Annotated in this window: 27 protein-coding genes; 18 read left to right on the top strand and 9 right to left on the bottom strand. The window is 71.3% G+C overall.

The features are described 5' to 3' along the window. Positions 1-13: 13 nt before the first annotated feature. Entirely contained in the window at positions 14-871 is an 858-nt protein-coding gene (locus tag E9228_RS04475; protein ID WP_166779437.1) for a helix-turn-helix transcriptional regulator, read from the top strand. Positions 872-995: 124 nt separating this feature from the next. Here E9228_RS04475 and E9228_RS04470 read toward each other — a convergent pair whose 3' ends face one another. Both E9228_RS04470 and E9228_RS04465 read right to left on the bottom strand, forming a co-directional pair. After that, positions 996-1,469 carry a DUF1772 domain-containing protein gene (locus tag E9228_RS04470; RefSeq protein ID WP_208385596.1) on the bottom strand — a complete coding sequence of 158 codons (474 nt, stop codon included), beginning with the start codon at positions 1,467-1,469 and terminating at the stop codon, positions 996-998. Further along, entirely contained in the window at positions 1,466-1,894 is a 429-nt protein-coding gene (locus E9228_RS04465; protein WP_208385595.1) for an ester cyclase, read from the bottom strand. The genes E9228_RS04470 and E9228_RS04465 overlap by 4 nt, the downstream gene beginning before the upstream one ends. Before the next feature lie 120 nt (positions 1,895-2,014). Here E9228_RS04465 and E9228_RS04460 point away from each other — a divergent pair, with 120 nt between their 5' ends. Genes E9228_RS04460 through E9228_RS16940 form a run of 3 tightly spaced genes read left to right on the top strand, consistent with a single transcriptional unit; the run spans position 2,015 to position 3,444 of the window. Next, on the top strand, positions 2,015-2,617 hold the full coding sequence (locus tag E9228_RS04460) for a TetR/AcrR family transcriptional regulator (RefSeq protein WP_166779436.1): 603 nt from the start codon (positions 2,015-2,017) through the stop codon (positions 2,615-2,617). A 33-nt stretch (positions 2,618-2,650) separates the two neighbouring features. After that, on the top strand, positions 2,651-3,151 hold the full coding sequence (locus E9228_RS16945) for a hypothetical protein (RefSeq protein WP_166779435.1): 501 nt from the start codon (positions 2,651-2,653) through the stop codon (positions 3,149-3,151). Continuing rightward, a complete protein-coding gene (locus tag E9228_RS16940; protein WP_166779434.1) occupies positions 3,148-3,444 on the top strand; it encodes a transcriptional regulator in 297 nt (98 codons plus the stop codon). The genes E9228_RS16945 and E9228_RS16940 overlap by 4 nt, the downstream gene beginning before the upstream one ends. Before the next feature lie 200 nt (positions 3,445-3,644). On the opposite strand, the gene E9228_RS04445 is transcribed toward E9228_RS16940, so the two are convergent. After that, a complete protein-coding gene (locus E9228_RS04445) occupies positions 3,645-5,078 on the bottom strand; it encodes an MATE family efflux transporter (protein WP_166779433.1) in 1,434 nt (477 codons plus the stop codon). 166 nt (positions 5,079-5,244) lie between these two features. After that, on the bottom strand, positions 5,245-5,682 hold the full coding sequence (locus E9228_RS04440; protein ID WP_208385594.1) for a MarR family winged helix-turn-helix transcriptional regulator: 438 nt from the start codon (positions 5,680-5,682) through the stop codon (positions 5,245-5,247). A gap of 92 nt (positions 5,683-5,774) precedes the next feature. On the opposite strand from E9228_RS04440, the gene E9228_RS04435 reads away from it, so the two are divergent. The 7 genes from E9228_RS04435 (at position 5,775) to E9228_RS04405 (ending at position 14,577) form a co-directional block, all read left to right on the top strand. Beyond that, entirely contained in the window at positions 5,775-6,644 is an 870-nt protein-coding gene (locus E9228_RS04435) for an SMP-30/gluconolactonase/LRE family protein (RefSeq protein WP_166779432.1), read from the top strand. 104 nt (positions 6,645-6,748) lie between these two features. Continuing rightward, positions 6,749-8,635, top strand: coding sequence for an arabinofuranosidase catalytic domain-containing protein (locus E9228_RS04430; protein WP_166779431.1), 1,887 nt, complete (start codon positions 6,749-6,751; stop codon positions 8,633-8,635). 300 nt (positions 8,636-8,935) lie between these two features. Then, positions 8,936-10,009, top strand: a complete 1,074-nt coding sequence (locus E9228_RS04425; RefSeq protein WP_166779430.1) for a LacI family DNA-binding transcriptional regulator — start codon at positions 8,936-8,938, stop codon at positions 10,007-10,009. 126 nt (positions 10,010-10,135) lie between these two features. Further along, positions 10,136-11,398, top strand: a complete 1,263-nt coding sequence (locus E9228_RS04420; protein ID WP_166779429.1) for a sugar ABC transporter substrate-binding protein — start codon at positions 10,136-10,138, stop codon at positions 11,396-11,398. Then, positions 11,395-12,354 (top strand): ABC transporter permease subunit, encoded by a 960-nt coding sequence (locus E9228_RS04415; protein ID WP_208385593.1) that lies wholly within the window; start codon positions 11,395-11,397, stop codon positions 12,352-12,354. Before E9228_RS04420 ends, E9228_RS04415 begins: the two co-directional genes overlap by 4 nt. A 22-nt stretch (positions 12,355-12,376) precedes the next feature. Then, positions 12,377-13,270, top strand: coding sequence for an ABC transporter permease subunit (locus tag E9228_RS17500; RefSeq protein ID WP_208385592.1), 894 nt, complete (start codon positions 12,377-12,379; stop codon positions 13,268-13,270). Positions 13,271-13,335: 65 nt separating this feature from the next. Beyond that, positions 13,336-14,577 carry a glycoside hydrolase family 1 protein gene (locus tag E9228_RS04405; RefSeq protein ID WP_166779428.1) on the top strand — a complete coding sequence of 414 codons (1,242 nt, stop codon included), beginning with the start codon at positions 13,336-13,338 and terminating at the stop codon, positions 14,575-14,577. 73 nt (positions 14,578-14,650) lie between these two features. On the opposite strand, the gene E9228_RS04400 is transcribed toward E9228_RS04405, so the two are convergent. Beyond that, positions 14,651-15,889: an MFS transporter gene (locus E9228_RS04400; RefSeq protein WP_166779427.1), complete on the bottom strand. Its 1,239-nt coding sequence runs from the start codon at positions 15,887-15,889 to the stop codon at positions 14,651-14,653. 229 nt (positions 15,890-16,118) lie between these two features. On the opposite strand from E9228_RS04400, the gene E9228_RS04395 reads away from it, so the two are divergent. After that, positions 16,119-16,667, top strand: coding sequence for a hypothetical protein (locus E9228_RS04395; protein ID WP_166779426.1), 549 nt, complete (start codon positions 16,119-16,121; stop codon positions 16,665-16,667). 51 nt (positions 16,668-16,718) lie between these two features. Here the strand turns inward: E9228_RS04395 and E9228_RS04390 are convergent, their stop codons facing one another. After that, positions 16,719-17,183, bottom strand: a complete 465-nt coding sequence (locus E9228_RS04390; protein WP_166779425.1) for a MarR family winged helix-turn-helix transcriptional regulator — start codon at positions 17,181-17,183, stop codon at positions 16,719-16,721. 21 nt (positions 17,184-17,204) lie between these two features. After that, entirely contained in the window at positions 17,205-17,786 is a 582-nt protein-coding gene (locus E9228_RS04385) for a TetR family transcriptional regulator C-terminal domain-containing protein (RefSeq protein ID WP_166779424.1), read from the bottom strand. A 105-nt stretch (positions 17,787-17,891) separates the two neighbouring features. On the opposite strand from E9228_RS04385, the gene E9228_RS04380 reads away from it, so the two are divergent. Further along, positions 17,892-18,593, top strand: coding sequence for an SDR family oxidoreductase (locus E9228_RS04380; protein ID WP_166779423.1), 702 nt, complete (start codon positions 17,892-17,894; stop codon positions 18,591-18,593). A 23-nt stretch (positions 18,594-18,616) separates the two neighbouring features. Here E9228_RS04380 and E9228_RS04375 read toward each other — a convergent pair whose 3' ends face one another. Continuing rightward, on the bottom strand, positions 18,617-19,117 hold the full coding sequence (locus E9228_RS04375) for an ATP-dependent zinc protease family protein (RefSeq protein ID WP_166779422.1): 501 nt from the start codon (positions 19,115-19,117) through the stop codon (positions 18,617-18,619). Positions 19,118-19,135: 18 nt separating this feature from the next. On the opposite strand from E9228_RS04375, the gene E9228_RS04370 reads away from it, so the two are divergent. Together E9228_RS04370 and E9228_RS04365 are read left to right on the top strand one after the other, a co-directional pair. Next, a complete protein-coding gene (locus E9228_RS04370; RefSeq protein ID WP_166779421.1) occupies positions 19,136-20,326 on the top strand; it encodes a RimK family alpha-L-glutamate ligase in 1,191 nt (396 codons plus the stop codon). Between the two features lie 199 nt (positions 20,327-20,525). Beyond that, positions 20,526-20,693, top strand: coding sequence for a hypothetical protein (locus E9228_RS04365; protein WP_166779420.1), 168 nt, complete (start codon positions 20,526-20,528; stop codon positions 20,691-20,693). A 48-nt stretch (positions 20,694-20,741) separates the two neighbouring features. Here the strand turns inward: E9228_RS04365 and pdxR are convergent, their stop codons facing one another. Beyond that, positions 20,742-22,286: a MocR-like pyridoxine biosynthesis transcription factor PdxR gene (pdxR, locus tag E9228_RS04360; RefSeq protein WP_166779419.1), complete on the bottom strand. Its 1,545-nt coding sequence runs from the start codon at positions 22,284-22,286 to the stop codon at positions 20,742-20,744. Between the two features lie 57 nt (positions 22,287-22,343). Here pdxR and E9228_RS04355 point away from each other — a divergent pair, with 57 nt between their 5' ends. The 3 genes from E9228_RS04355 (at position 22,344) to rlmN (ending at position 25,428) form a co-directional block, all read left to right on the top strand. After that, positions 22,344-23,060, top strand: a complete 717-nt coding sequence (locus E9228_RS04355; RefSeq protein ID WP_166779418.1) for a pyridoxamine 5'-phosphate oxidase family protein — start codon at positions 22,344-22,346, stop codon at positions 23,058-23,060. 151 nt (positions 23,061-23,211) lie between these two features. Next, complete coding sequence (locus E9228_RS04350) at positions 23,212-24,129, top strand: C40 family peptidase (RefSeq protein ID WP_166779417.1); 918 nt, start codon at positions 23,212-23,214, stop codon at positions 24,127-24,129. A 66-nt stretch (positions 24,130-24,195) separates the two neighbouring features. Then, on the top strand, positions 24,196-25,428 hold the full coding sequence (gene rlmN / locus E9228_RS04345; protein ID WP_166779416.1) for a dual-specificity RNA methyltransferase RlmN: 1,233 nt from the start codon (positions 24,196-24,198) through the stop codon (positions 25,426-25,428). Positions 25,429-25,855: the final 427 nt, after the last annotated feature.

The raw sequence follows: 25,855 nt of genomic DNA, 5'->3' as shown, positions 1-25,855 counted from the left end.
GGAGGATGAGGACATGCCTGCCGACGCCGACACCCTCGCCCAGCTGCTCCGTGCCTGGCGGGGCCGGCTGCTCCCGGAGGACGTCGGGCTCACGTCGTCCGGCCAACGGAGGACGACCGGGCTCCGACGCGAAGAGCTCGCGCAACTCGCCGGGGTCAGTGTCGACTACGTCATGCGACTCGAACAGGGGCGCTCACGGACACCGTCGGTGCAGATCGTGGCGTCACTCGCCCGGGCGCTCCAGCTCGACCGGACGGAGACGGACCTGCTCCACCGAGCCGCTGGCCTCGCTCCGCCCGGGTCGGGGACGGTCTCGGACCACATCCCGCCGGGTGTGCAGCGGATGCTCGTCCGCATGGCGGACCTGCCCTTGGCGGTGTTCGCGGCGGACTGGACGCTCCTGCACTGCACCCCGCTGTGGCAGGCGCTCTTCGGGTCCGCGCCGACGGGCAGCGGCCAGCCCCAGAACCTCATCGTGCAGACGTTCATCGACGGCAGCGTCGCGGACGTCGCGACCGCGCACGGCGGGTCCGACGGCTTCGAGCGTGCGCTCGTCGCCGACCTCCGCAGGACCGCGACCGTGCTCGACGGCGACGTGCGGCTCCGGTCGTTCATCGCGCGGGTCCGCGCCGAGAGCACCCGCTTCGCAGCACTGTGGGACGAGGGCCGCGCCGCCGCTCACCGATCGATGGTCAAGACCGTGCACAACCGCCTCGTCGGCGACGTCACCCTCGACTGCGACGTGCTCACGGTGCCCGACTCGGACGTGAAGCTCGTCGTGTACTCCACGACCGAGCGCGGCCCGGATGCGGAGAAACTCGACTTCCTCCGCGTCCGTGCCGTGCATGCGGCGGTCCCCGCGGGAGCCTGAGCGTCGAGACCGGCGCGGAGCCCGCCGTCCCAGCCCATCCGCACCGGCGGCGGAACCTCGCTCGACCGGTCCCGCTCCGCGGCCAGGAGGTCGTCCGACGCGGGATCGGTGTGCTGCGAGCGGGTCAGAGCAGGACGAGGGTGATGCCCAGCGCGAGCAACGCCACACCCTGCAACGCGGCACGGAGCACGATGATCCGATCCCACCCGGCCTGCAGCGCCCGAGCGTCCGCGGGGGTCTCGCCGCGGTCGGCCGCGGCGGTCAGGGTGCGGTTGATCGGTGCGCTGACACGGACGTAGAGCACGAGCCAGACGACGAGCAGGACGAACCCGACGCCCGCGGCGCTCGCCGCAGCGGAATGCCCCGTCAGCGCTGCCAGCACGGCGGCGGCGAGCGACCCGACGAGCCCGACCACGCCGGGGACGGGCATCCGCCGGTCCCCGTACCGGTGGACGTTGCCCATCACCGCGGTGAGCGCGGAGTCGTCGACGCGGGTCAGGGCCGGGCGCTGCACGAGCGCGCAGAACGCATCCGTGCCCCAGACCAGTCCGACGCCGAGGACGGCGAGCAGTGCGGTGACCTCTGCGAGGACGATCACGACCGGGACTCCGTGGTGCTGCCGCCGAGCCGGGGGAGGACCCCGACCTGCTGGAAGACCTCCATCAGGTTCAGCTCGTCCCAGTGTTCGACGAAGCGCCCGGCCTCGACCCGCCAGATGTCGATGCTGCGCATCTCGACCGTGGCGCCGGTGGCCGGGATGCCCATGAGTTCGCCGGTGTGCGTGCCGCGGTAGACGAACCGGCCGACGACGCGGTCACCGGCGAGGACGAGGTCCTCCATGGTGACGACGACGTCCGGGAGGCCCGTGAAGAACCCGGCCCAGAACGTCCGGTTGGCCGCTCGGCCGTCCGGCACGACGACGTTGTGGTTGACGTAGTCCTCGGCGACGAAGGCGTCGACGAGGTCCGGGTCGTGGGTGTTGAGCATCTCGAGGTAGGTCTCGGCGAGAGCGCGTGCGTCCAATGGTCCTTCTCCTCCGTGGGGGCTAGCGGTGCTAGCTGTGATTGTGGTCAGCGACGCTAGCCCTGACTCGAACCATCGTCAAGACTCGCGCTCTCATCGCGAGCAGCGCTACCATCGCGCATGACCATCGAGGAACGGCGAGCTCGCGAGCGTGCCTCCCGGCGCCGCCTGATCACGACGACCGCACGGGCCATCGCCGAGCAGGAGGGGTGGGATGCGGTCACGACCCGGAGGCTGTCGGCCGAGATCGAGTACAGCCAGCCGGTCATCTACAAGCACTTCGCATCCCTCGACGAGATCGCCGACGCCGTCGCCCTCGACGGGTTCGGCGAGTTGGCCGACGCGCTCCGCCAGGCTCGGACGGCGGCGGAGGCGGAGGCGAAGACGGAGTCGGATGCCGTCCTCGGTGCGGTGGCGCACCGGTACGCGTCCTTCGCCACGGAGCAGCCGGCGGTGTACGACGCGATGTTCGGCCGCCCGTCGCGCCTGCGCTTCGGTCCTGGTTCGAGCCCGGCGCCGTCGTCCGCCTTCGCGGAGCTGCGATCCGCGGTCGAGTCGCGGGCCGGCGACGCTGACGTCGAACTCCTGACCGAGGTCGTCTGGGCCGGTCTGCACGGGCTGGTCGTGCTCCAGCGCGGCGCTCGCCTCCGCCAGGACCACCAGGCGGCACGGATCGACCTGTTCGTCGACCGGATCCTGCCGGTCGACCAGCACGGCCATTGACTTTCCTTCTCGGAAACACTTAGTGTTGCCGACATGGAAAGCCAATCAGACAACAGCCCTGCACAGCCGGTCGACCCCGTCGCCGCGTTCCAGGTCGCGAACGACGCCCAGGCGAGGATGGCAGCGCGGGTCCGCTCGCCGTGGTGGGTCCACCTGCTCCGTGGCGCGCTCGTCGCCGCCGTCGTGTTCGGGCTGAGCGGGCCCGACGACACCGCCTGGCTGCTGCTCGGGGTGGTCGGGCTCATCAGCCTCTCGCAGTGGCGGGTCCGCGTGATCGGGCTGACCCGGTCGAACCCCGAGCGGTGGAAGTTCCTCGCCCTCGGTGCCCCGTGGTCGATCATCGCGCTGGTCGTCACCGTGGCCGCCATGACGTTCGTGGTGCTGGTCCGGAACGAGCCGGCCTGGCAGATCGCCGTCGTCGTGATCGTGGCCGGCGTCGTCACGGTCGCGCTCGGTCCGGTGGCCGACGCGGCTGCCCGCCGCCGGCTCGCCGGAGACCTCGCCGTGGGCCTGCCCGGGGGTGGCCGCCGGTGAGTGCGCCGGAGCCGGTGTTCGACGCTGTCGTGCACGCGCCGCAGCGTCTGCAGATCTGCGCGATGCTCGCCCGCGGCGGTGAGATCGAGTTCGGGGTCCTGCGGGAAGGACTCGACGTCACCGACGCCACCCTCAGCAAGCACCTCCGCACCCTGACCGAGGCCGGCTACGTCGAGCTCCGTCGCGTCCAGCGGGCCCGGGGTCAGGCTCGGACCTGGGTCCAACTCACGCCGTCGGGGACCCGGGCCCTGCACGGCCACTTCGCCTTCCTGCGGAGCATCGCACCGGAGTGACCAGGCCGGAGTGACCAGGCCGCAGTGACCAGGCCGGAGTGATCAGGCCGGAGTGATCAGGCCGGAGTGACCAGGCCGGAGTGATCAGGCCGGAGTGATCAGGCCGGACCGACCACGCCGGACTGACCAGGCCGGGCTGACCCGCCGGACCGACCACGCCGAGTACCGGACGTCGACGGTCCCGCGGGTCGCGCCTCCCGTCAGCTGGCTTCGGCCAGCACCGCGTCCGCCCGCTCGACGCTCCCCGCATCCAGCCCACGGTCGATGCGGCTCCGCGACGCGAGCCAGATGATGAGCCCGGCGACGAACACCAGGACCTCGGTGACGGTCAGCGCCCAGATGATGCCGGCGAGCCCGAACCACAGGTTGCCGAGCAGGACGATCGGGATGAACAGCACGCCCTGCGCCAGGGACATCGCGATCGCCGGCGTCGCGAGCCCGGCCGCCTGGAACAGCGAGGTGAACAGCCCCGTGAACCCGTTCACCACGGTGGCGACGAGCTGGGCGACCAGGATCGTCAGCCCGATCGCCAGGACCGAGTGGTCGGAGGAGAAGACCGTGAACACCTGCTGGCGGAAGACGAACACGGTGCCGGAGAACAGCAGCACGATCGCCCCGACCGTCAGCGCCGATGCCCGCAGTGCCGAGCGCAGCCGCTCCCGGTCGCCCTTGCCGTAGGCGTAGGCCAGCAACGGCAGTACACCGATCGTGACGCCCATCACCAGGAACTCCGGCACCTGGGCGATCCGGACGGCGACACCCATCGCAGCCAGCGGGTCGTCGCCGTACTGGGCGGCGAGGTTGTTGAGCACGAGGGTCGTGACGATGAGGAACCCGGCCTGCAGCAGCTCGCTGACGCCGATGCCGAACACCGGCTGCAGGACCGAGCGCCGGAGCGTGAACCAGCGGAGCGACAGGCTGACGTTCTCGCTGTGGGTCTCGAGCCAGAGCACCCAGTAGACGATGCTCACGAGGTTCGCCAGCCCCACCGCGAGCGCGGCCCCGGCGACGCCCCAGTGCAGCACCAGGATGAACAGCACGTCGAACACCAGGTTCCCGACGGTCGACAGGATGAGCCCGACCATCGCCTGGCGGGCGGCGCCCTCGGCGCGGACCATCTGCTCCAGACAGAACGCCGCGGCGAGCACCGGGACGAAGACGAGCATCACGCTGACGTAGGCGCTGGTGGCTGGGACCGCGGCGGCGTCCGCCCCGAGCAGGCCGACGAGTGGGCCGAGGAACAGCAGCCCGAGCCCGCCGAGCACGATGCCCGTCACGACCGACCCCCAGACGGCGAAGGACGCGACGTGCTTGATCTCGCCGGCCTTCGCGGGGTCGTGCTCGGAGGCGCCGAGCAACCGCGACATGAGCGAGCTGCCGCCGACGCCGAACACGCCGCCGACCGCCATCACCAGCCCGAGCAGCGGCGTGCCGAAGGTGATCGCCGCCAGCAGCGAGGTGTCGTGCTGCGCGCCGATGAAGCCCGCGTTGATGACGTTGTACAGGGCGCTGACGACCATCGCAGCGGCCATCGGCACACACAGGTGCACGAGGGCGCGGAGGATCGGGGCGGCGGAGAGGTACCAGCGGTTCTTCTCCGCTGCGGTGGTGGGGGTGCTGGTCGTGGTCGTCATGGTCGTTCCCTTCCGGGCAGGACGGATCGCGCGCCGACGGGCGCCGGCACGGCATGGCGGACGGCGCGACGGCAGGGCCGTCACGGCATCACTGAGGGCGCGTCGGCGGTGCCGTCGCGTGGGCAGGCTCGCGCCTCCGGCGGACGGCCGGGAGGCTCTGCTGCGGTTACCGGGTGGGTTCCGGCAGCTCGGCGGTCACCTTGAGCAGGAGGTCGCGGAGCGTGGCGCGCTCGTCCGGACTGAGCGGGGCGAGCAGGCGGTCGTCGAGGGCGAGCATGGCGTCCTCGAACCCGGCGATCAGGTCGATGCCGGTGGGCGTGGCGTACACGAGCTTCGTCCGGGCGTTCCCGGCGTCCGCGCGTCGTTCGATGAGGCCCCGTTTCTCGAGCCCCTGCAGGAGGCTCGACACGCTGGCCGCGCTGGTCCGGGTCATCTCGGCGATGTCGCGCTGGATGGCGCCCGGGTTCTGCTGCAGGTAGCCGAGCACGAAACTCTGCTCGTGCGAGAGCTCGCGCTCCCGCACCCATTCGTCGGCGGCCTTGCGCTGGGCCCACCCGATCCAGCGCATGAGCTGGAGGGGCGTGTCGAAGTGCGGTGCCTGCATGATGAGGACTCTAAGTGTTCGATGTCTAACTGTCAACACGGAACCGTGTGGATCCTGCGATGGGGCGGTGACCCGGCTGGCATGCTGGCCTGGTGCGCATCACCCTGGACTCTGCGACCGACGTCGTCACCGGCATCCGCTTCCCCGAGGGGAACCGTTGGCACGAGAACCGGCTCTGGTACTCGGACATGCACACCGGTGAGGTCTTCTCGATCGACCCGAGCGTCGGCGCGGATGCCGTGCCCCGTCTCGAGGCCACGGTCGCCGGGCAGTCGTCCGGCCTCGGGTGGTTGCCCGACGGCCGCCTGATCGTCAGCTCGATGGAGTCGCGCACCGTCGTGGTCGTGGAGCGTGACGGCTCGTCGAGTGTCTTCGCGGACCTGTCCCCGGTCGAGTCGTCGCTCGTCAACGACCTGGTCGTCGACCCGGAGACCGGTCGGACCTACATCGGCGCCTTCGGGTACGACCTCTACGCCGGCGAGGAACTGCGCCCCGGTCCGCTCTACGTCATCGAGCAGGACGGCTCGATCCGTCTGGCGGCCGAGGGGCTGGTCTTCCCGAACAGCGCCAACGTGCTGCCCGGTACCCGCACCCTGGTGGTCAGCGAGACCTGGGGCGGGAAGCTGACCGCGTTCGACATCGAGCCCGACGGATCCCTGACCGGACGCCGCGTGTGGGCCGCGCTGCCCGAGGGCATCACCCCGGACGGCAGCACGGTCGACGCCGAGGGGGCGATCTGGGTCTGCTCCGTCGACACGGGGGAGTTCCTCCGCGTCGTCGAGGGTGGCGAGGTCACGGATCGCATCGACGCTCCCGGTCGGTGTGCGATCGACTGCGCTCTCGGTGGCGAGGACGGGCGGACGCTGTACCTGGCGACGGCGGACAGCTACGACCCGGCGACGACCGCCGAGACGCACGCCGGGCGCATCAGCGCGGTGCGTGTTCCGGTCCCCGGCGTGTAGACCGCTCGTCCTCTGGCGCCTTCCGGCGTACGATGGCTCCGGTTAATCGTTTAAACAGCGAACTGCCATCCACCGGTCAACGACGCTCGGAAGGAACCACCACCATGCACACCAGGCTCATCTCCAGGAGGCGGCGCACGGTCGCCGCCGTCCTCGGGGCGCTCGCGCTCATCACCGGGAGCCTCGTCTCCGCCACGGTCGGTGCCGGCAGCGCTGCCGCCGCCACCAACGGTCCGTGCGACACCTACTCCGGCGCGGGCACGTCGTGCGTCGCCGCCTACAGTTCGACGCGAGCGCTGTACGCGTCCTACAACGGCCCGCTCTACCAGGTGCAGCGCGCCTCCGACGGGGCCACGACCAACATCGGCCTGCTCGCTGCCGGCGGGTACGCCAACGCCGCGACCCAGGACGCGTTCTGCTCCGGCACCTCCTGCACGATCCCGAAGATCTACGACCAGTCGCCGAACCACAACGACCTCACCGTCGCCGGCGCCGGGGACGCCGGCCCCGCCAACCACGCGGCCGACGCGGCGGCGCTGCCGATCACCGTCGCCGGGCACAAGGCCTACGGCGTCTTCATGCCACAGCAGGTGGCCTACCGGATCTCGAGCACGGTCGCCAAAGGCACCGCCCGCGGAGCCAGTCCCGAGTCGATGTACGAGGTGGCGAGCGGCACGAACGTCAACCACGGCTGTTGCTCCGACTTCGGCAACGTCGAGACCCAGTCCAAGGACACCGGCAAGGGGCACATGGACGCCCTGAACCTGTCGATGCTCAACGGCAAGGGCAGCGCCGGACGAGGACCCTGGGTGCAAGCGGACCTGGAGAACGGCGTCTACGAGGGGAAGACCGCGATCAACACGGCGAACACGGGCAACAGCTCGAAGTTCGTCACCGCGCTGCTGAAGAACGACGGCGTCGCCAACTTCGCGCTGAAGGGTGGGAACGCGCAGTCCGGTGCCCTGTCGAAGTGGTACGAGGGGGCGCTGCCCACGGACAGGGACGGCGACGGCCAGGGCTACACGCCGATGAAGCTCGAGGGTTCGATCGTCCTCGGTGCCGGCGGTGACAACTCGAACCGCGGCACCCAGTCGTTCTTCGAGGGCGTCATGACGACCGGGTACTCGACCGACGCGGCCGACTCCGCCGTGCAGGCGAACATCGTGGCGCAGAACTACCAGGGCGTCTCCACCGGCGGGGGACCGGGCGCTGCGATCGCCGCTCCCGGTGGCAAGTGCATCGACGTCGCCGGTGACGACGTCGGTGGCAACGGGGCCGTCGTGCAGCTGTACGACTGCCAGGCGCTCGCTGCCGACCAGCACTGGCTGGGGAGCGTCTACGGCACGCACACGCTCAGCACACTGGGGCGCTGCCTGGACGCGAACGGCAACGGCACCGCGAACGGCACCCACGTCGAGCTCTACGACTGCAACGGGGTGGGCGGTCAGCAGTGGGTCGTGCAGCCGGACGGGTCGATCAAGAACCCGCAGTCCGGTCGCTGCCTGGACGTCCCGTCGGGTAACACCGCGAACGCCACGGCCCTGCAGCTCTCCGACTGCAACGGCAACGCGGCGCAGAAGTTCGTCGCGGCGGTACCGATCGGCACGATCGGTGGCAAGTGCGTCGACGTGGCCGGCAACGACCTGCAGCAGAACGGCCAGCAGGTGCAGGTGTTCGACTGCCAGACACTGCTGACCGACGAGCAGACCACCGACCAGCAGTGGGCCTACAGCGCGGGTGACCACACCATCCGCACGCTCGGCCGGTGCCTGGACCTGGACGGCAACGCCACCGCGAACGGCACCCATCTCGAGCTGTACACGTGCAACGGCGTGGGCGGGCAGCAGTGGGTCCCGCAGGCGAACGGCTCGGTGCTCAACCCGCAGTCGGGTCGGTGCCTCGACGTGCCGTCGGGCAACACCGCGAACGGCACCGCCCTGCAGCTCTACGACTGCAACGGCGCGGCTCCGCAGGTGTTCCGGCTGAACTGACCGCAGTCGGTCGCGGGGGACCGCGGACGGGAGGCTCGGTGCCGGTCCGGTACCGAGCCTCCCCTCCGTCTGCCCGTCACCCGGCCCGCGCCCAGCCGAGTCTCGGCTGTGCGGACAGCGTGCGCGTCGCTCGGGCCGCATCGTGTCCGCGTGGCCGAGGCTCGGCCGCGACTCCCGGGCGGCCCGCGTGGCGGATTACGGAGCAGGGCTTGCTTCATCGATTAAGCAGGTGCAGGATGGCGACAGAGTTAATCGATAAAGCGTCGGCTCCGGCCACGCCCACGACGAGGAGGCGACACCATGCCGAAGTCCGTCACCCTGAAGGACGTCGCCGCGAAGGTCGGGGTCACCTCCGCCGCCGCGAGCATGGCGCTCTCCGGCCACGAGCGCATCAGCGAGAAGACCCGCGCCGCGGTCAAGCAGGCCGCCGAGGACCTGGGCTACGTCCCGAGCTCCGCCGGCCGTGCCCTCCGCAGCCAGCGCGCGGACGCCGTCGCCCTGGTCGTGCCGAACTCGTCGGCGCACGTGTTCGGCCACCTCTACTTCATGCACGTCCTCACCGGGATGTCCACGGCCGCGAACGCCCACGACGCCCAGGTGATCGTCTCGACCAACGCGGACACCTCGAACGGCGGCGTCGCCTACGAGCGGGTCATGCGCTCCCGGACCGCCGACGGCGCGATCGTCACCAGCGCCGCGATCGACGACCACCACGTCGAGGGGCTCGTCGCGAGCGGCCTGCCGGTCGTCCTGATCGGCAACTACCCGCACCTCGCCGACGCCGTGAGCGTCGGGATCGACGACGTGGCGGCGACGGAACAGCTCGTCGAACACCTCGTGACCGAGCACGGTCGCCGACGCCTGCTGCACGTGTCGGGGACGCTCGACCACCAGACCGGCATCGACCGGCGCGACGGCTTCCTCCGGGCTGCCGAGATGCACGGCCTGACCGACGTCGCCGTGATCGAGGGCGACCTGGCCGAGGAGTCCGGCGCAGCCGCCGTCGAGCAGGTGCTCCGCGAGCGGACCGGTGACGAGCGGTTCCCGTTCGACGGCATCGTGTTCGCCAACGACGACATGGCCGTCGGCGGCCTCGCCGTGCTCCGACGGGCCGGCGTCAGCGTGCCGGGGGACGTCGCGGTCGTCGGGTTCGACGACTTCGGCTTCGCCCGCGTCACCACCCCCGGCATCACCACGATCCGGGTCCCCGCCGAGGAGATGGGGCGCATCGCGACCGAGCGCCTGTTCGACCTGGTCGACCAGCGCCCCGGCGGCCGCGCCCACACCGAGCTCGGCGTCGAGGTGGTCCTCCGCGGTTCGTGCGGCTGCGACCCCGAGCGGGCCGCCGCGCCCGGGCCCACCCACTCCCACTGACCCCCGCTGACCAGAACGACGCCCGACACCGAACACCCACAGCACGTACCCGCACGACTGCACGACCCGGCACCACCGCACGACCGCACGACCCACAGCACCCGCAACGCAAAGGAGCGTTCCCCGATGAAGCACGCACGCACGACCCTCGCGGTCGTCTCCGGTGCCGCAGCACTGGCACTGGTCCTCACCGGTTGTTCCGCCAGCGGCAACGCCGCCCAGGACGGCCCCGTCACCCTCAAGCTCTGGACCGGGTTCACCGGCGGCGACCGACCGGGCTACGCCACCATCGTCAAGGACTTCGAGAAGTCGCACCCCGACATCAAAGTCGACATGACCGTGCAGCCCTGGGACACGATCCAGCAGAAGCTGCCGTCGGCATGGCTCACCGGCCAGGGCCCGGACGTCGCCGCGGTCTCGTCCGACCCGAACGCCGTCGCCCAGTACGTGAAGACCCGCACCGTCCTGCCCATCACCGACACCGGCGAGGGCAGCGGCAAGATCAACACCGCCTCGTTCGCCCCCGGCACGGTCGAGGAGTTCACCTACGACGGCAAGCTCTACGGCGTCCCCGCCAACTTCGCCACGCTGAGCCTGTACTACAACAAGAAGCTCTTCGCCGATGCCGGCATCACCGACCCGCCGAAGACCGTCCAGGAGATGGCAGCGGACGCGAAGAAGCTCACCACCGGCGGCAAGTACGGCATCGCACTCGCCGACAACCAGACCATCCAGATGTGGCCGGTCCTGCAGTGGCTCGAGGGCGGCGACATCGTCAGCGGCAAGGGCTGCAGCGTCGTCCAGACGTCGGCCGGGCAGAAGAGCCTGTCGACCTGGGCCGACCTGGTCGCGAAGGACAAGGTCAGCCCCGTCGGCCTCACCGGCGCCGAAGCGGACTCGCTCTTCTCCGCCGGCAAGGCCGCGATGGAGATCAACGGGCCCTGGGCAGCCTCCGGGTACAAGGACGCCGGCATCGACCTCGGCATCGTGAAGGTCCCGGTCGGCGTCGACGGCAAGTCGAGCACGCTCGGCTCGATCGCACCCCTGTCGATCTCCGCGAAGACGAATTACCCGAAGCAGGCGCAGCAGTTCCTGGCGTACTGGACGTCGAAGACCGCCCAGCAGAAGTTCTCGCTGCAGACCGGGTTCCCGCCGCTCCGCACCGACCTGTCCGACGACGCGAAGCTCACCGCCGACCCCACGGTGTCGGTCTTCGCCAGCCAGGTGCCGGACGCGCGCCTGTACCTGCCGCACGTGACGAACGCCACCAAGGTCGACTCCGACGCGTACGTCCCGCTCATCGGCGAGATCACCCGCGGCAAGTCCGTCGCCGACGCCACGAAGAGCGCCGGCCAGGCGATCGACGGCCTCACAGGCTGCAGCAAGTGACCGACCAGCTCACCGGTTCGGCCCCGCCACGCGCCCCGCGTGGCGGGGCCTCCGCCCCGGACGGACGGGAGGCCCGCCCCACCCGGGTCCGCACCCGCCGGTTCCAGCCCGCCTGGCTCTTCATGGCCCCGTCGCTGCTCATCCTCGGCGCCTTCGTGGTCTTCCCGATCCTGCGGTCGCTGTACTACTCGTTCTTCGACTGGACCGTCGGTGCGGCCACCCAGCCGTTCGTCGGCTTCGGCAACTACGTCACGCTGTTCCACGACGGACAGTTCTGGAACGCGCTGCGGATCACACTCGAGTTCACGGTCGTCTCGGTCGTGCTCCTGGTGGTCTTCGGCTTCATCGCCGCGCTGCTGCTCCAGCGGGACACCCTGGCGAACCGGATCGTCCGCTCGGTGTTCTTCTTCCCGACGATCGTGTCCCTGGTGACGATCGGCCTGGTCTGGAAGTTCCTGCTCGACCCGGACATCGGCCTGGTCGGCGGCATCACCGCGGCCCTCGGGCTGCCGAGCGTCGCCTGGCTGCAGTCGACGTCCCTGGCCCTGCCGACGATCGTCTTCGTCTCGGTGTGGAAGAGCATCGGCTTCGCGATGATCCTGTTCGTCGCCGGACTCAAGGGCGTGCCGGCCGAGCGCTACGAAGCAGCACGCCTCGACGGTGCGAACACGTGGCAGACCATCTGGGGGATCACCCTGCCGAGCATCCGTCCGACCATGCTCTTCACCTCGATGATCCTGACGATCCAGTCGTTCCAGGTCTTCGACCTCGTGTACGTCATGACCGGCGGCGGCCCGGTCTTCCACACGGACACGCTCGTGAACCTGCTCTACCGCGACGGGTTCGTCAACTACCAGACCGGCTACGCGTCGGCGATCTCCTGGGTCCTCTTCGTGATCATCATGCTCATCTCCCTCCTGCAGCTCCGGCTCTTCCGGTACGACGATGTCGACTGATGCGCGCGTCGGGCGACCGTCCGTGACGGAACCGCCCCGTGCCTCCCGTCCGACACCGGGCCGTCGGCCCACCGGCCGTGGCCGCGACCGGGGCACCGGCACCGCGCGCACCGGGTCCGTCCTGAAGTGGGTGTACCTCGGCATCGGGCTCGTCTTCGTGCTCGTGCCGTTCATCTGGATGGTCAGCGGGTCGTTCCGGTCCGAGGCCGACCTGTTCGGCCACCCGGCCAGCCTGTTCCCGACGCGTGCCACACTGCACGGCTACGTCGGGGTCTGGCAGCAGCTGCCGTTCCTGCGCCTGCTGGCGAACTCGTTCCTGTTCACCATCGTCACCACGGTGCTGACGCTGCTATTCGACTCGATGTGCGCCTACGCCCTGGCCCGGATGCGCTTCGTCGGCCGGAACGTGGCGTTCGTGCTGGTCATCGCGACCCTGATGGTGCCGTTCCAGGTGACGCTCATCCCGGTGTTCGTGGAGCTGTTCCACCTGGGGTGGCTGAACACCTACCAGGGGCTCATCATCCCGCGGGCGACCAGCGCGTTCGGCATCTTCCTGTTCCGCCAGTTCTTCATCGACATCCCCGTCGAACTCGACGAGGCCGCGCGCATCGACGGCGCCGGACACTGGCGGATCTACTGGCAGGTGATCCTGCCGCTGGCGAAACCGGCCATCGCCACGGTCGCCGTCCTCAACGGCATGGCGCTCTGGAACGACCTGCTCTGGCCACTCGTCGTCACCACGTCGAACGACATGCTGACGCTACCCGCCGGACTGACGCTGTTCGGGGGAGCGCACGTCACCGACCACGCCGTGCTGCTCGCCGGCGCCGTGATCTCGCTCGTGCCCATCGCCCTCGGGTTCTTCTTCGCCCAGAAGTACTTCGTCGCCGGCGTCGCCACCACGGGGCTGAAGTGACGGCCCCGGGCGGAGCCTTCCCCGCCGGCAGCTTCACCTGGATCGCCGGCATCGAGGACACATGCGTGCACCCACCGGAACGCTTCGCGATGGCACCGCTCGACGAGCACGAGCTCACCGGACACGACACCGCCTGGCGCTCGGACCTGGACCTCGTCCGCTCCCTCGGCGCGACCGCACTGCGGTACGGGGTCGACTGGCCGCGGGTGCACCTGGCACCCGGGGTGTTCGACTGGGCCGTCCTCGACGAACGCCTGGCGTACGCGGCCGGGATCGGACTCACCGTGATCGCCGACCTGGTGCACTACGGCACCCCGACCTGGCTCGACGACTCCTTCGCCGACCCCGCCTACCCCGGGGCGATCGCGTCGTTCGCCGGTGCCTTCGCCGCCCGGTACGCCGGCGTCGTCGACCACGTCACCCCGCTCAACGAGCCGATCACCACCGCGTCCTTCGCGGGGCTCCGCGGGGTGTGGCCACCGGCCCTGACCGGGTGGGACGGCTGGACCGCGGTCGTCCTCGGCATCGCCCGCGGCATGCAGCAGAGCGTCACCGCCGTCCGGTCCGCCAACCCCGACGCGACGATCGTGCACGTCGAGGCCACGTCGATGTACAGCACCACCGACCCCGGGCTCGGCGCCGAGGCAGCGCTCCTCACCGAACTCGGCACCGTCCCGACCGACCTCGCGCTCGGACGCGTCGACCCCGACCACCGCTCGTACCGGTGGCTGCTCGAGCACGGTGCGACCGAGGCCGGGCTCGCCGCGCTGGTCGACGGCGCCGTCACACTCGACCTGCTCGGGGTGAACTACTACCCCGACCTGTCACCACGACGGCTCGAACCCGGCCCGGACGGCACCGTGCAGCACGCCCACGACCGGTGGACGACCGGACTCGTCGAATCACTGACCGGCTTCGCCGACCGCTACGGACTGCCGATGCTCGTCACCGAGACCTCGATCGAAGGCGACGACGACCTCCGCTCCCGATGGGTGCAGGACTCGTCCGCAGCGGTCGCGGCGCTCGCCGGTTCCGGCGTCGACGTCCGCGGGTGGACGTGGTGGCCGGTCTTCGACTTCGTCGACTGGTCCTACGCCTCCGGCGGGGTGAACGTCGAGGAGTTCGCGGTCGCACCCGAGGTCCTCGCGGCCCGCCAGCAGGCCGGCGGACCGAAGGAGCCGTTCCTCCGGCGGATGGGACTGGTCCGGTTGGAGGAGCGGGCGGACGGCTCCCTCGACCGGGTCGAGACCGCGGCGGCGGCGGCGTTCCGCGCCGTCGCGACGGCGACCATCGTCGCCCGTCCGTAGCGCAGGCGGACGGGAGGCGCGTCACGCGACTGCTGCGTGCCTCCCGTCCGCCACCGCGTCGGTGAGGACCCGGTCAGTCCACCGCCGCGGTGACGACCGGGCCGGTCGGGACGGGCCCGGCGGGTGACGGGGCGTCCTCGATGGGGACAGCGCTCGACCGTCGTGAGCCGAGCGACAGGAGCACGACCGCTCCGATGACCGCGACGGCTCCGGCGAACCAGAAGTCGGCGGCGAGTCCGAAGCCCGTCACGGCCAGGCCGCCGACCACGGAGCCGGCCGCGATCGCCAACTGGATGGTCGTGACGAACAGGGCCAGCCCGCTCTCCGAACCCCCGGGGGACGCGGTCGACATCCACGTCTGGGTCCCGAGCGGCAGAGCACCCCAGACGAAGCCCCACACGACCAGCAGGGCGAACACCCCGACGACCGAGTGCGCGGCGAAGGGCAGCATGACGACGGCCGCGGCGAGGACGACCTTCGACACCCCGATGGTGCCGATGACGTTCCGGCTCAGCGTCACGCCCGCGACGAAGTTCCCCGCGATGCCGGCGACGCCGAAGACGAGCAGCGCCAGCGTGACGGTGTCCGGGCCGACGCGGACCGACTCCTGCAGGTACGGCGCGACGTAGGTGTACGCGGCGAACTGCGCGACGAAGAGGAACGCCGTCGCGATGAGTCCGACACGGGCGCGCTGCACCCGGAGTAGTCCGCCGAGGGTCCGGAAGCGCACCCGCTGCACCGACGGGATGCTCGGCAGCATCGCGAGCTGCAGCACGAGGGCGACCACGCCGAGCGCGCCGCCGACGACGAACGCCAGCCGCCAACTGGCGAGCGACGACACGAACGCCCCGAGCGGCAGGCTCACCACGGTCGCCACCGAGACGCCGGCCGTGATCAGCGAGGTGGCACGGATGACGGAGGCCGGGGTGACCAGACGGCCCGCGATGCCGGCGCCGATGGCCCAGAAGCCGCCGATGCCGACCCCGAGCAGCATGCGCGCGACCAGGAGGACCCAGAAGCTCGGTGCCAGGGCCGCCAGGGCGTCCGCCACCACGAGCAGGACGGTCAGGGCGAGCAACACGATCCGACGGTCCAGGCGTGAGGTGGCGACGGTGACGACCGGGGCGGCGACCGCGCCGGTGAGGCCCGTGAAGACGACCATGAGGCCGGCCGTGCCGATGCCGACGTGCAGGTCGTCGGCGATCGCGGGCAGGAGCCCGATGGGCAGGAACTCCGAGAGCACGAGGACGAACGAGCCGAGGGCGACCGACAGGACGCTGAGCCATCCGTGTCGATCCGCTGGTGAGGTCATGGACGCGAGAAGCGCGTTCCGGCGTCGTCCATTCCGGTGTGACGGTCACTGCCCGGTTCGTGTCCGGACCGGGACGCGCTCGGTGGCGGCGGGCCGTCCGGACACCACCGGCCGACGTGGGCAGGATGGACGGCGGGGACAGGGGGAGCACATGACGAGGTCAGCGGCGCCGAGGCAGGACGCGGACCGTGCGAAGCGGCGGCCCACCCGGCGTCGCTTCGGAGCCGGGGTGTGGCAGTTCCTACCGAACCTGCTGGTGTACCTCGGCGCGCTGGGCGTCCTCGTCACGCTGTTCGGACTCGGCCCGGCGGTCAGGACCCACGACCAGAACTCGGAACTCCACCGCATCGGGGTGCGGACCACCGCCGAGGTGGTGAGCGTGCGGAAGGAACACCACCACAGTCGGCACAGCAGTTGGGACGAGTGGATCCCGACGACGCAGCAGACCGTCGACGGCCGCACCAGCCGTACCGAGCTCGAGCGGTACTCGTCGAAGGACGAGGACGCCTTCCACCGTGGGCAGCGGTTCGCGGTGCTCGTCGACCCAGGCGACCTCGACTCCGTCGTTCCGGCGTCGGACGCAGATCGTGACCGGGCCGTCCGCCAGCTGCACCTGTCGGTCGGGGTGGCCATCGGCAGTGTGGTCTTCCTCGGGGTCGGCATCCCGGCCGTGGTGCTCCGTCGGCGGTACGACCCGACGCTGCAGCGGCGTCGGGAGAAGGCGGCCCGGCTCGAGGCTCGTTCGCGTGCGGCACGCGAGAAGGCCCGCCTGCACTGACCAGCGCCGGTCTCCGTCGGCATCGTTGCCGTCGGCTCGGTCGGGCTGGCCTCAGCCTCCGAACGCGGAGATCTCCTCGAGCAGCGGCTCGTGCATGGCCCGGCGGAGGACCGCGGCGCCGGCGAAGACGCGGGCGCGTTCGTCCTCGGGGATCGTCTCGAGCAGTCCGACGATCTCGACCCGGCGGCGTTCCATGACGTCGGCGACCATGGCGCGTCCTCGGTCGGTGGCGCCGACGAGCACCTCGCGGCGGCTCTCGGCGCTGGGCAGTCGCTCAACCCAGCCGTCCGTCACGAGTCGGTCGACGTTCCGCGTGAGCGTGGACGGCCCGACGGCGAGCCGTTCCGCCAGGTCACCGGAGCGGGTGGGGCCGAGGGTCGTGACCAGGACGATGAGCCGGAACTGCGGGACGGTGACGTCCTCGAGCGCCGGGGCCAGGGACCGGGCGACGACTCCGAGGAGTCCGCGCGAGGCTGCGAGCAGCTCGTCGATCCCCGCGTCGGGTGCAGCAGTCATGCCACCATCCTGCCCCGCTGGTCAGGGCAGCCCGAGCAAGCGCCGTACCCCGACCTCGAGCTGCCGTCGTGCTGCGGCACCGTCCCCGTGCACCTTGGCGCGGAGTGCCACCCCTTCCCAGAGTGCGACGAGCAGGTCGGCGGTGACGTCGGCGTCGACCGACTGCGGAACGTCCCCCTGGTCCTGCGCGCTGCGGATGAGCGCCTCGAGCCGTGCCGCCCACCCGGCGAAGATGCCCTCGACGTGGGCGGCGACGGTCGGTTCGTCGCCGGCGGTGTCGGCCGCCAGGTTCCCGAGCAGACACCCGCGGACCACGCCCATCTCCTCGAGCCTTGAGCCGAGGAACGCGAACTGGCCGTCGATCCGGTCGAGCGCGCGGGGCACGGACGGGTCGTCGAGGAGTTCGCCGCCGTTGCCCGCGACGAAGCGGTCGGCGGCGGCGACGGCCAGGTCGGCCTTCGAGCGGAAGTGGTTGTAGAACGAGCCCTTCGGCGCCCCCGCGGCGGCGGCGATGCCCGCGACCCCGGCCCCGGCGTAGCCGTGCTGGTGGAACTCGCTGACGGCGGCGTCGACGATGGCGTCTCGGAGACTCGGCTTCGGCATGGGTCGATCCTCCCACCTCCTCCGGCATGTCGCGGGAATGAGACGACCGGTCGTATTGTCGTCTTCGACAGCGCGGACGACCGCGCGACGACGGAAGGCATCACCATGACGGAACTCAGCGGCGCAACGGTCCTCGTGACGGGCGCGAACGGCGGACTCGGCACCGAGTTCGTCCGACAGGCACTCGAGCGTGGCGCGACGAAGGTCTACGCGGCAGCGCGTCGCCCCCGCCAGTGGGACGACGAGCGCATCGTCCCCCTCGAACTCGACGTCACCGACGCGGCCTCGGTGGCCCGCGCGGTCGAACTCGCCGGGGACACCACCGTCCTCGTCAACAACGCGGGCATCCTCCGACCCGGCCGTCTGGTCGACGGTGACGTCGACGCCCTCCGTGCGCACCTCGAGACGAACGTGGTCGGCCCGCTCCTGCTCACCAGCGCCTTCGCGCCGGTCCTCCGACGGGCACACGGAGCGCTCGTCAACGTCGCGTCGATCCTCAGCTGGCTCGGTGGTGCCGGTGCGTACGGGGTGTCGAAGGCCGCGCTCTGGTCGGCGACCGACAGCCTCCGGCTCGAGCTCGCGGACGACGGCGTGCAGGTCGTCGGCGCCTACCTCGGGTACACCGACACCGCCATGACCGAGGGCGTGGACGCACCGAAGAACGACCCCGCCGACGTCGTCCGTGCGGTCTGGGACGGCGTCGTCACCGGTGCGCACGAGGTGCTCGCCGACGAGCTCACCCGCCAGGTGCGGGGCTCGCTCGGTGCGCCGGTCGAGGCCCGGTACCCGGCGCTCGCGGGGGAGTGACGGGCGCCGCGGGCGGAGGAGCGTCAGCTCCGCCCGCGGTTCCGCCGCCGCACGGCCTTCGGCGCCCGACCGGCCATGAACGACCGCGCCGGGTCCACCACGAAACCCTGCCGCAGTGCCTCGCGCCCGACGAGCATCCGGAAGCCCATCTGGTCGCGGTTGCTCAGCGTCACCTCGGACAGGACCGTCCGACCGGCGAGCTCGATCGACATGAGCACGACGATCCGCTCCTGCGTGTGGCCGCTCGAGCTGCGGATGACCCGGCGGTCGTGGACGTCGCACTCGACGGTCTGCGGGTCGACGTCGGAGTCCTGCCAGGGGTGCACCGAGAACCGGACGCGGCCGCCCGGCAGCTCTTCGACGTCGAAGGCGTGCAGTGCCGAACTGCGGGCGCCGGTGTCGAGCTTGACCTTGATCCACGGGATGCCGATGTCCGGCAGCGCCGCCCATTCGCGCCAGCCCGCGACGATCGGCACACGGGACGCGGACTTCCCGCCGTCGGGGCGCTTCGCGGGCTGGGCCATGCCCTTATCTTGGCAGTGATGAAACTCGCCATCCTGTCGCGCGCTCCCCACGCGTACTCGACGCAGCGTCTCCGCACCGCTGCGGCCGAGCGCGGTCACACCGTCAAGGTGCTGAACACCCTCCGCTTCGCGATCGACCTGACCGGCGAGCAGCCGGACCTGCAGTACCGCGGCAAGTTGCTCTCCGACTACGACGCCGTGCTGCCGCGCATCGGCAACTCGATCACGTACTACGGCACCGCGGTCGTGTGGCAGTTCGAGCAGATGGACGTCTACACGCCGAACACGGCGAACGGCATCACGAACTCCCGCGACAAGCTCCGCGCGAACCAGATCCTGTCGCGGCACGACATCGGCATGCCGGCGACGACCTTCGTCAGCAGCCGTGCGGACGTCCGCGGTGCGATCGAACGGGTCGGTGGCGCTCCGGTGGTCATCAAGCTCCTCGAGGGCACGCAGGGCATCGGCGTGATCCTCGCTCCGGAGGCGAAGGTCGCCGAGTCCATCGTCGAGACCCTGCACTCCACGAAGCAGAACGTGCTCATCCAGCGTTTCATCTCCGAGAGCCGCGGCAAGGACATCCGTGCACTGGTCGTCGGGGACCGGGTGGTCGCGGCGATGCGTCGCTCGGCGTCGGGTGACGAGTTCCGGTCGAACGTGCACCGCGGGGGGACGGTGGAGCAGGTCACCCTGACGCCGGAGTACGAAGAGGCCGCGGTCCGTTCCGCGCAGATCATGGGCCTCCGGGTCGCGGGCGTCGACATGCTCGAGGGCAACGACGGCCCGCTCGTCATGGAGGTCAACTCCTCCCCGGGCCTCGAGGGCATCGAACGGGCGACCGGGCTCGACGTCGCCGGCGCGGTCATCGACTTCATCGCGAACCAGGTGGCGTTCCCGGAGATCGACGTCCGCCAGCGCCTCAGCGTCTCGACCGGCTACGGCGTCGCCGAGCTGCTCGTCCACACGAACGCGGACCTGGTCGGCAAGACGATCAAGGACTCCGGGCTCTGGGACCGCGACATCACCGTCCTGACCCTGCACCGGGGCACGTCGGTGATCCCGAACCCCCGCAGCGGCGTCGTGCTCGAGCCCGGGGACCGGCTGCTCTGCTTCGGCAAGCTCGAGGAGATGCGGTCGATGATCCCCGACCGCCGTCGCCGCCGGACGAAGCTGCGGAAGCTGCCGAAGGACTCCCTGCCCGACAGCTGATCCGGCACCCGCCGCGCGTTCGTCCGCATGGCGCTGTCTTCCGGTGCAGTTCACCCGTGCGCCTCCGACGTCACGTAGCGTCCCGCCCAAGAAGAGAGTTCGTCTCGCGTCCCGCAGTCCGCGGGTGGTCCGAGGCACCGGTGGTCCCGGAGCCGGACATCGCCAGCGGACGGTGGGCGCCGTGAACAGGGAGCACGCCATGACGACGTACGAATCGAACCACGACGTGGAGCCGCTCCACGTCACCACCTACCGCTCGGCCCGCAAGGCCGCCCGACGCGGCTGGGCGGTCCCGGCGGACCTGCCCGTGCCGTCGCTGAACGACCTCTGGCGCACCGGCGCCACGGAGCGGGCCCGACGACGGTGACCAGCGGCGCACGTCACCGGTGACGGCCGGGAGGCTGCACCCGGCTCGTCAGGGCGCCACCGGCCTCGAGACCACGGCTCCCGAAGCCGGCGGCCCCGAGACCACGGCTTCCGAAGCCGGCGGCCCCGAGCCCACCGTCTCGCGGATGGCCGCGAGCACCACGTCGAGCGCCCGGTCGAGCTCCGGCAGCGTCACCGCTCCGTACCCGAGGACGACCCCCGGCCCGGAGCGGCCACGGTCCGTCTCGTAGTCCGCGAGGTCCGCCACGAGCACCCCGTTCGCAGCTGCCCGCACTACGACGTCCGCGCCGGACGGGACGACGGGACCGGCCGCCGGAGCACCGGCAGCCGGAGCACCAGCCGCCGGATCGGGCCACGTCAGGACCGCGTGCAGCCCACCGGTCAGTGCCCGGGCCTCCAGGCCGACGACGTCACTGTCCGCCAGACGGAGCACGATCTGCTCGCGACGGTGGGTGTAGTCCCGCCGGACCCGGCCGAGGTGCCGCCGGAACGCACCGGTCCGCAGCAGGTGCGCGACCGCGACCTGCACCGGTTCGGCGACCACGGCTCCGCGGGCAGTCCGCGCGTCGACGACCGCGGTCCGGAGCCCGCTGGCCGGCCCCGGCAACACCAGGTAGGCGCACCGCAACCGGGGGTCGAGGGTCTTCGAGAACCCGCCGAGGTGCACGACCACCCCGTCGGTGTCGAGCGCCGCGAGGGCCGGGACGGGCGTGCCGCGGTGTCGGAGCTCCGAGTCGTAGTCGTCCTCGACGACGACCATCCCGGTCGCTCCGGCCCGTGCCAGGAGCGCCCGCCGGTGTCCGACCGGCATCACGGACCCGAGCGGGTACTGGTGCGTGGGGGAGACGACGACCGCGTCGGCGTCGGCCGCGGCGAGCAGCGCCAGGTCGATGCCGTCGGGACCCACCGGGACGGCGACGAGTTCCGCACCCGCGCTGGTCAGCGCCCGGTGGCCCGACCGGTAGCCGGGGTCCTCGACCGCGACGCGCGGCGCCCGGCCGAGTCGGGCCCGGAGCGCCTCGACCAGGAGCGAGAGCGCCTCCGAGGTCCCCGCGGCGACGATCACGTCGGACACCGCCGGGCTGAACCCGCGAGCCAGTCCGAGCTGCGCGACGACCTGCTCGCGCAGTGCGGGGAGGCCCAGCGGATCCGGCAGCCCGTTCCGGAGGGGCGCGTCGGCCGCGGCGCGCCATGCCGCTCGCCAGTCCCGCTGGCTGATCGCGGTCACGGCGGGGATCCCCGGCCGACAGTCGAGCGACGTGTCCGGACGGGAGGCACGGCGCGCGTCCGTCCCACCGCCCACGCCCGGCCGCAGCACAGCACCGGCCGCGGGCCGCGTCCCGGCACCCGTGGCCGCGCCCCCGACGACCCGCGCCGCCGCCCCGTGCCGGGTGCGGATGTAGCCCTCGCCGTCGAGCTGCTCGTACGCGGCCACCACCGTGCCGCGCGCCACCCCGAGTTCGGCCGCCAGTGCCCGGGTCGACGGCAGCGGGTCGTCGGCACCGAGCGTGCCGTCGTGCACCAGCCCCCGGACCCGTGCGACGACGGCGGCCACCTTGCTCGACTGGTCCACCCGAACTGCCCCGATCTGGTCTACCTGCTGATCCAGTCCTGACCATAGCGTCAGACCGTGCCCATCGACGACGCCCTGCCCTCCCTCACCGTCCGACGTCTCCGTGACCGTCAACTGACCGACCCCGAGGCACTCCGCCAGGTCCTCGCCGAGGGCTTCGTCGCCCACGTCGGACTGGTCCGCGACGGCTTCCCGATCGTGCTCCCCTTCCTCTACGGCGTCGGGGACCTCGGCGCCGGGCCGGTCCTGCTGCTCCACGGCTCGACGGGTGGCGGGCTCTTCCTCGACGCCGGCGCAGACGGCGTCCCCGTCTCGGCGACGATCACCCACGTCGACGGCATCGTCTTCGCCCGCTCGACCTTCGACAGCTCGGCGAACTACCGCAGCGCCATGGTCGTCGGGCGGGCGACCGTGGTGCCGGCCGGACTCCGGGCCGACGCACTCCGACAGGTCTCGGACCACCTCATGCCCGGCCGCCGGGCAGAACTGCGCGAGATGACGGCGAAGGAGGTCCGCCAGACCCAGGTCCTCCAACTCCCGCTCGACGCCGCGAGCGTCAAGGTCCGTGCAGCCGGGGTGGGGGAGTCGCCCGACGACGGCGAGGACCACACCGTCTGGGCCGGCGTCCTGCCCGTCGCGCTCCGCGCCGGCGCACCGGTCGCCGGAGTGCTGGCCCGAGCGGCCGCGACCCCGGTCGACGCGTCCGTGGTCGCGCTCGCCGCACGACTCGACGCGGTCGCCGACGGACGGGAGGCACGGCTCGCCTCCGCCTGACGACTCCTGCCAGTGCGGTGTGCCCGACCGGCGACCCTGTGACGCACCGCAGGTTCACGGCCCGGTTCCCCAGGCGAGACCAGGTTCGTGACCAATACGTTATCTGACCGGGCCGTCGCACGAGTCGGGCGGCCCGGACCCGGAAGGAACCATGGGACGCCACGCTCTGCCCGCCCTCGACGACGACCGTCGAGCCGCACCCGTCCCTCCGTCCGCAGCCACTCCCGCGCCCCGTGCGCGCGGCCGTCGCTCCGCATCCGGCCCCGCCGTCGCCCGCGCCACCTTCGTCGAGCACCAGCGCCCGGCGCGCGTGGTCGCCCTCGCGCCGGGCCGTCCCGTGCCCCAGCCGTCGGGCACTTCCGTCACGCGGAACGCCGCACTCCGCGCCGAGCGTGCCGCCGACCCCCGTCACATCCGCCGCGCCGCGAACGCCAAGCGCGCCGCGCTGCTGATCGCCCCGGCCCTGGCGATCACCTCGACCCTGTCGCTGTCGATCCCGGCCGACGCCGCGACGGTCGTCCCGGCTCCCGCGACGACCACCACCACGTCCCAGGCACTGCAGACGTACACGGTCGCCCACGACGTGCAGGTGCCGATCATCTCCTCCGACGGTGTGACGACGACCTCGATCGTGTCGTACCCGACCCTCGTCCTCCGCTTCGGCGTGACCGAGACCCAGGCGAAGTCCGCGCTCTCGGCGGCCCTCTCGGCCGGCGGGGACCGTGCGACCGTGCTCCAGACGGCGCTGCAGTACCTCGGCGACCCGTACGTCGAGGGCGGCGCGAGCCACGCGGGCATCGACTGCTCCGGGCTGACGATGGTGGCGTACCAGGCCGTCGGCATCCAGCTCGTCCACTACGTCCCGACGCAGGACGCCGTCGCGACGACGGTGCCCGAGTCCGAGGCTCTGCCCGGCGACATGGTCGTCTACGACGACGAGGACCACGTCGGCCTGTACCTCGGCCAGGGGCTCGTGCTCCAGGCGCCGCACCCGGGCGAGGTCGTCGACATCGTCCCGATGTACCCGGCCGCGCACCACTTCGCCCGGCTGCTGCCCGCCGGCTCCTGAGCCCGGACCACCCGAGGGCGCGCACCGGCGCGCTCGAGGGTTGCGGGCCTCCCGTAAGCTGGAGTGATGGCCACCGACACCCGCACACCGTTCGAGGAGCAGCGCTCTGCCCGCCCGCAGGTGCGCCCGCGCACCGAAGGATGGCAGCAGGCCACCGGGACCGACGGTCGGCCGCTGCTGCAGTTCGCGTCCCCGAAGCGGGGCAAGCCGCCGGTGCACCTGGCGGACCTGACGGTGGAGGAACGCGAAGCCAAGGTGAAGGAACTCGGTCTGCCCGGGTTCCGCGCCAAGCAGCTCGCCACCCACTACTTCACGCACTACACGTCCGACCCGGCGCAGATGACCGACCTGCCGGCAGCCCAGCGCGACGAGCTCGTCGCCGGGATGCTGCCGCCCCTGCTGACCGAGACCCGTCGTCTCGAGACGGACAAGGGCGACACCATCAAGTTCCTCTGGAAGCTGCACGACGGCGCCCTGGTCGAGTCGGTGCTCATGCGGTACCCGGGCCGTATCACCCTCTGCGTCTCGTCCCAGGCCGGTTGCGGGATGAACTGCCCGTTCTGCGCGACCGGGCAGGCGGGTCTCACCCGCAACATGTCCACCGCCGAGATCATCGAGCAGATCGTCCGCGCGAACGCCGCCATCGCCGCGGGTGAACTCGGGGGAGACCCGCGCAAGGGTGGGCAGGACCGAGTCGACGCCGAGCGCGTGACGAACATCGTGTTCATGGGCATGGGGGAGCCGCTGGCGAACTACAAGCGTGTGATGGACGCCGTGCGGATCATGGTCGCCCCGCAGCCGAACGGCCTGGGGATGAGCGCCCGTGGCATCACGGTGTCGACCGTGGGGCTGGTGCCCGCAATGCTCAAGCTCGCGGACGAGGGCATCCCGCTGACGTTCGCGCTGTCGCTGCACGCGCCGGACGACGAGCTGCGCGACGAACTCATCCCGGTGAACTCGAAGTGGAAGGCCGACGAGGCCATCGACGCCGCCCACAACTACTACGTCAAGACCGGCCGGCGGGTGTCGATCGAGTACGCGCTCATCAAGGACATGAACGACCATGCCTGGCGCGCCGACCTGCTGGCGGAGAAACTCAACAAGCGCGGCAAGGGCTGGGTGCACGTCAACCCGATCCCGCTGAACCCGACGCCCGGCTCGGTGTGGACCTCGTCCGAGGTGCACGTGCAGGACGAGTTCGTCCGGCGACTGAACGCAGCGGGCATCCCGACGACCCTCCGCGACACCCGCGGCAAGGAGATCGACGGGGCCTGCGGGCAGCTGGCCGCGGCCGACTGACGGCCGTCCACCGGTGGTCGGTCCGACCACGCCGGTCGCGTCGACGACCGGTCTGCCAGGAGGCGCAGTGCGAGTCCGCACTGCGCCTCCCGTCGTTCCCGGGCAGGCCAGCGCCGGACCGCCGCGGTGCCCGCTGACGCGACACGCCCGGGCGTCGAGCTGGCTTGGCGCTGCCGTTCACCCGTGCGTAAAGTAATCACTCGTTGCCGCTGAGGCGGAGAACGGAACGACCGAGACACTGACCGGGTCACTGACCTGGAAGATGCAGTCCGGCTCCGATCTTCCCCGGGCAACGAATCAGCCTCTCTGGCGAGACATCGTGATGGTGTCGAGTGGGGAGTGCGTCTGGTCCTTGAGAACTCAACAGCGTGCACATTGTCAATGCCAATTTTATTGACCTCGTGCCCGGTCGGCTTTGGCTGGTCGG

Origin of the sequence: Curtobacterium salicis (assembly GCF_011759505.1) — a bacterium.
In the GTDB taxonomy this organism is placed as follows: domain Bacteria; phylum Actinomycetota; class Actinomycetes; order Actinomycetales; family Microbacteriaceae; genus Curtobacterium; species Curtobacterium salicis.
This window is presented reverse-complemented; position numbering and strand designations above follow the sequence as displayed.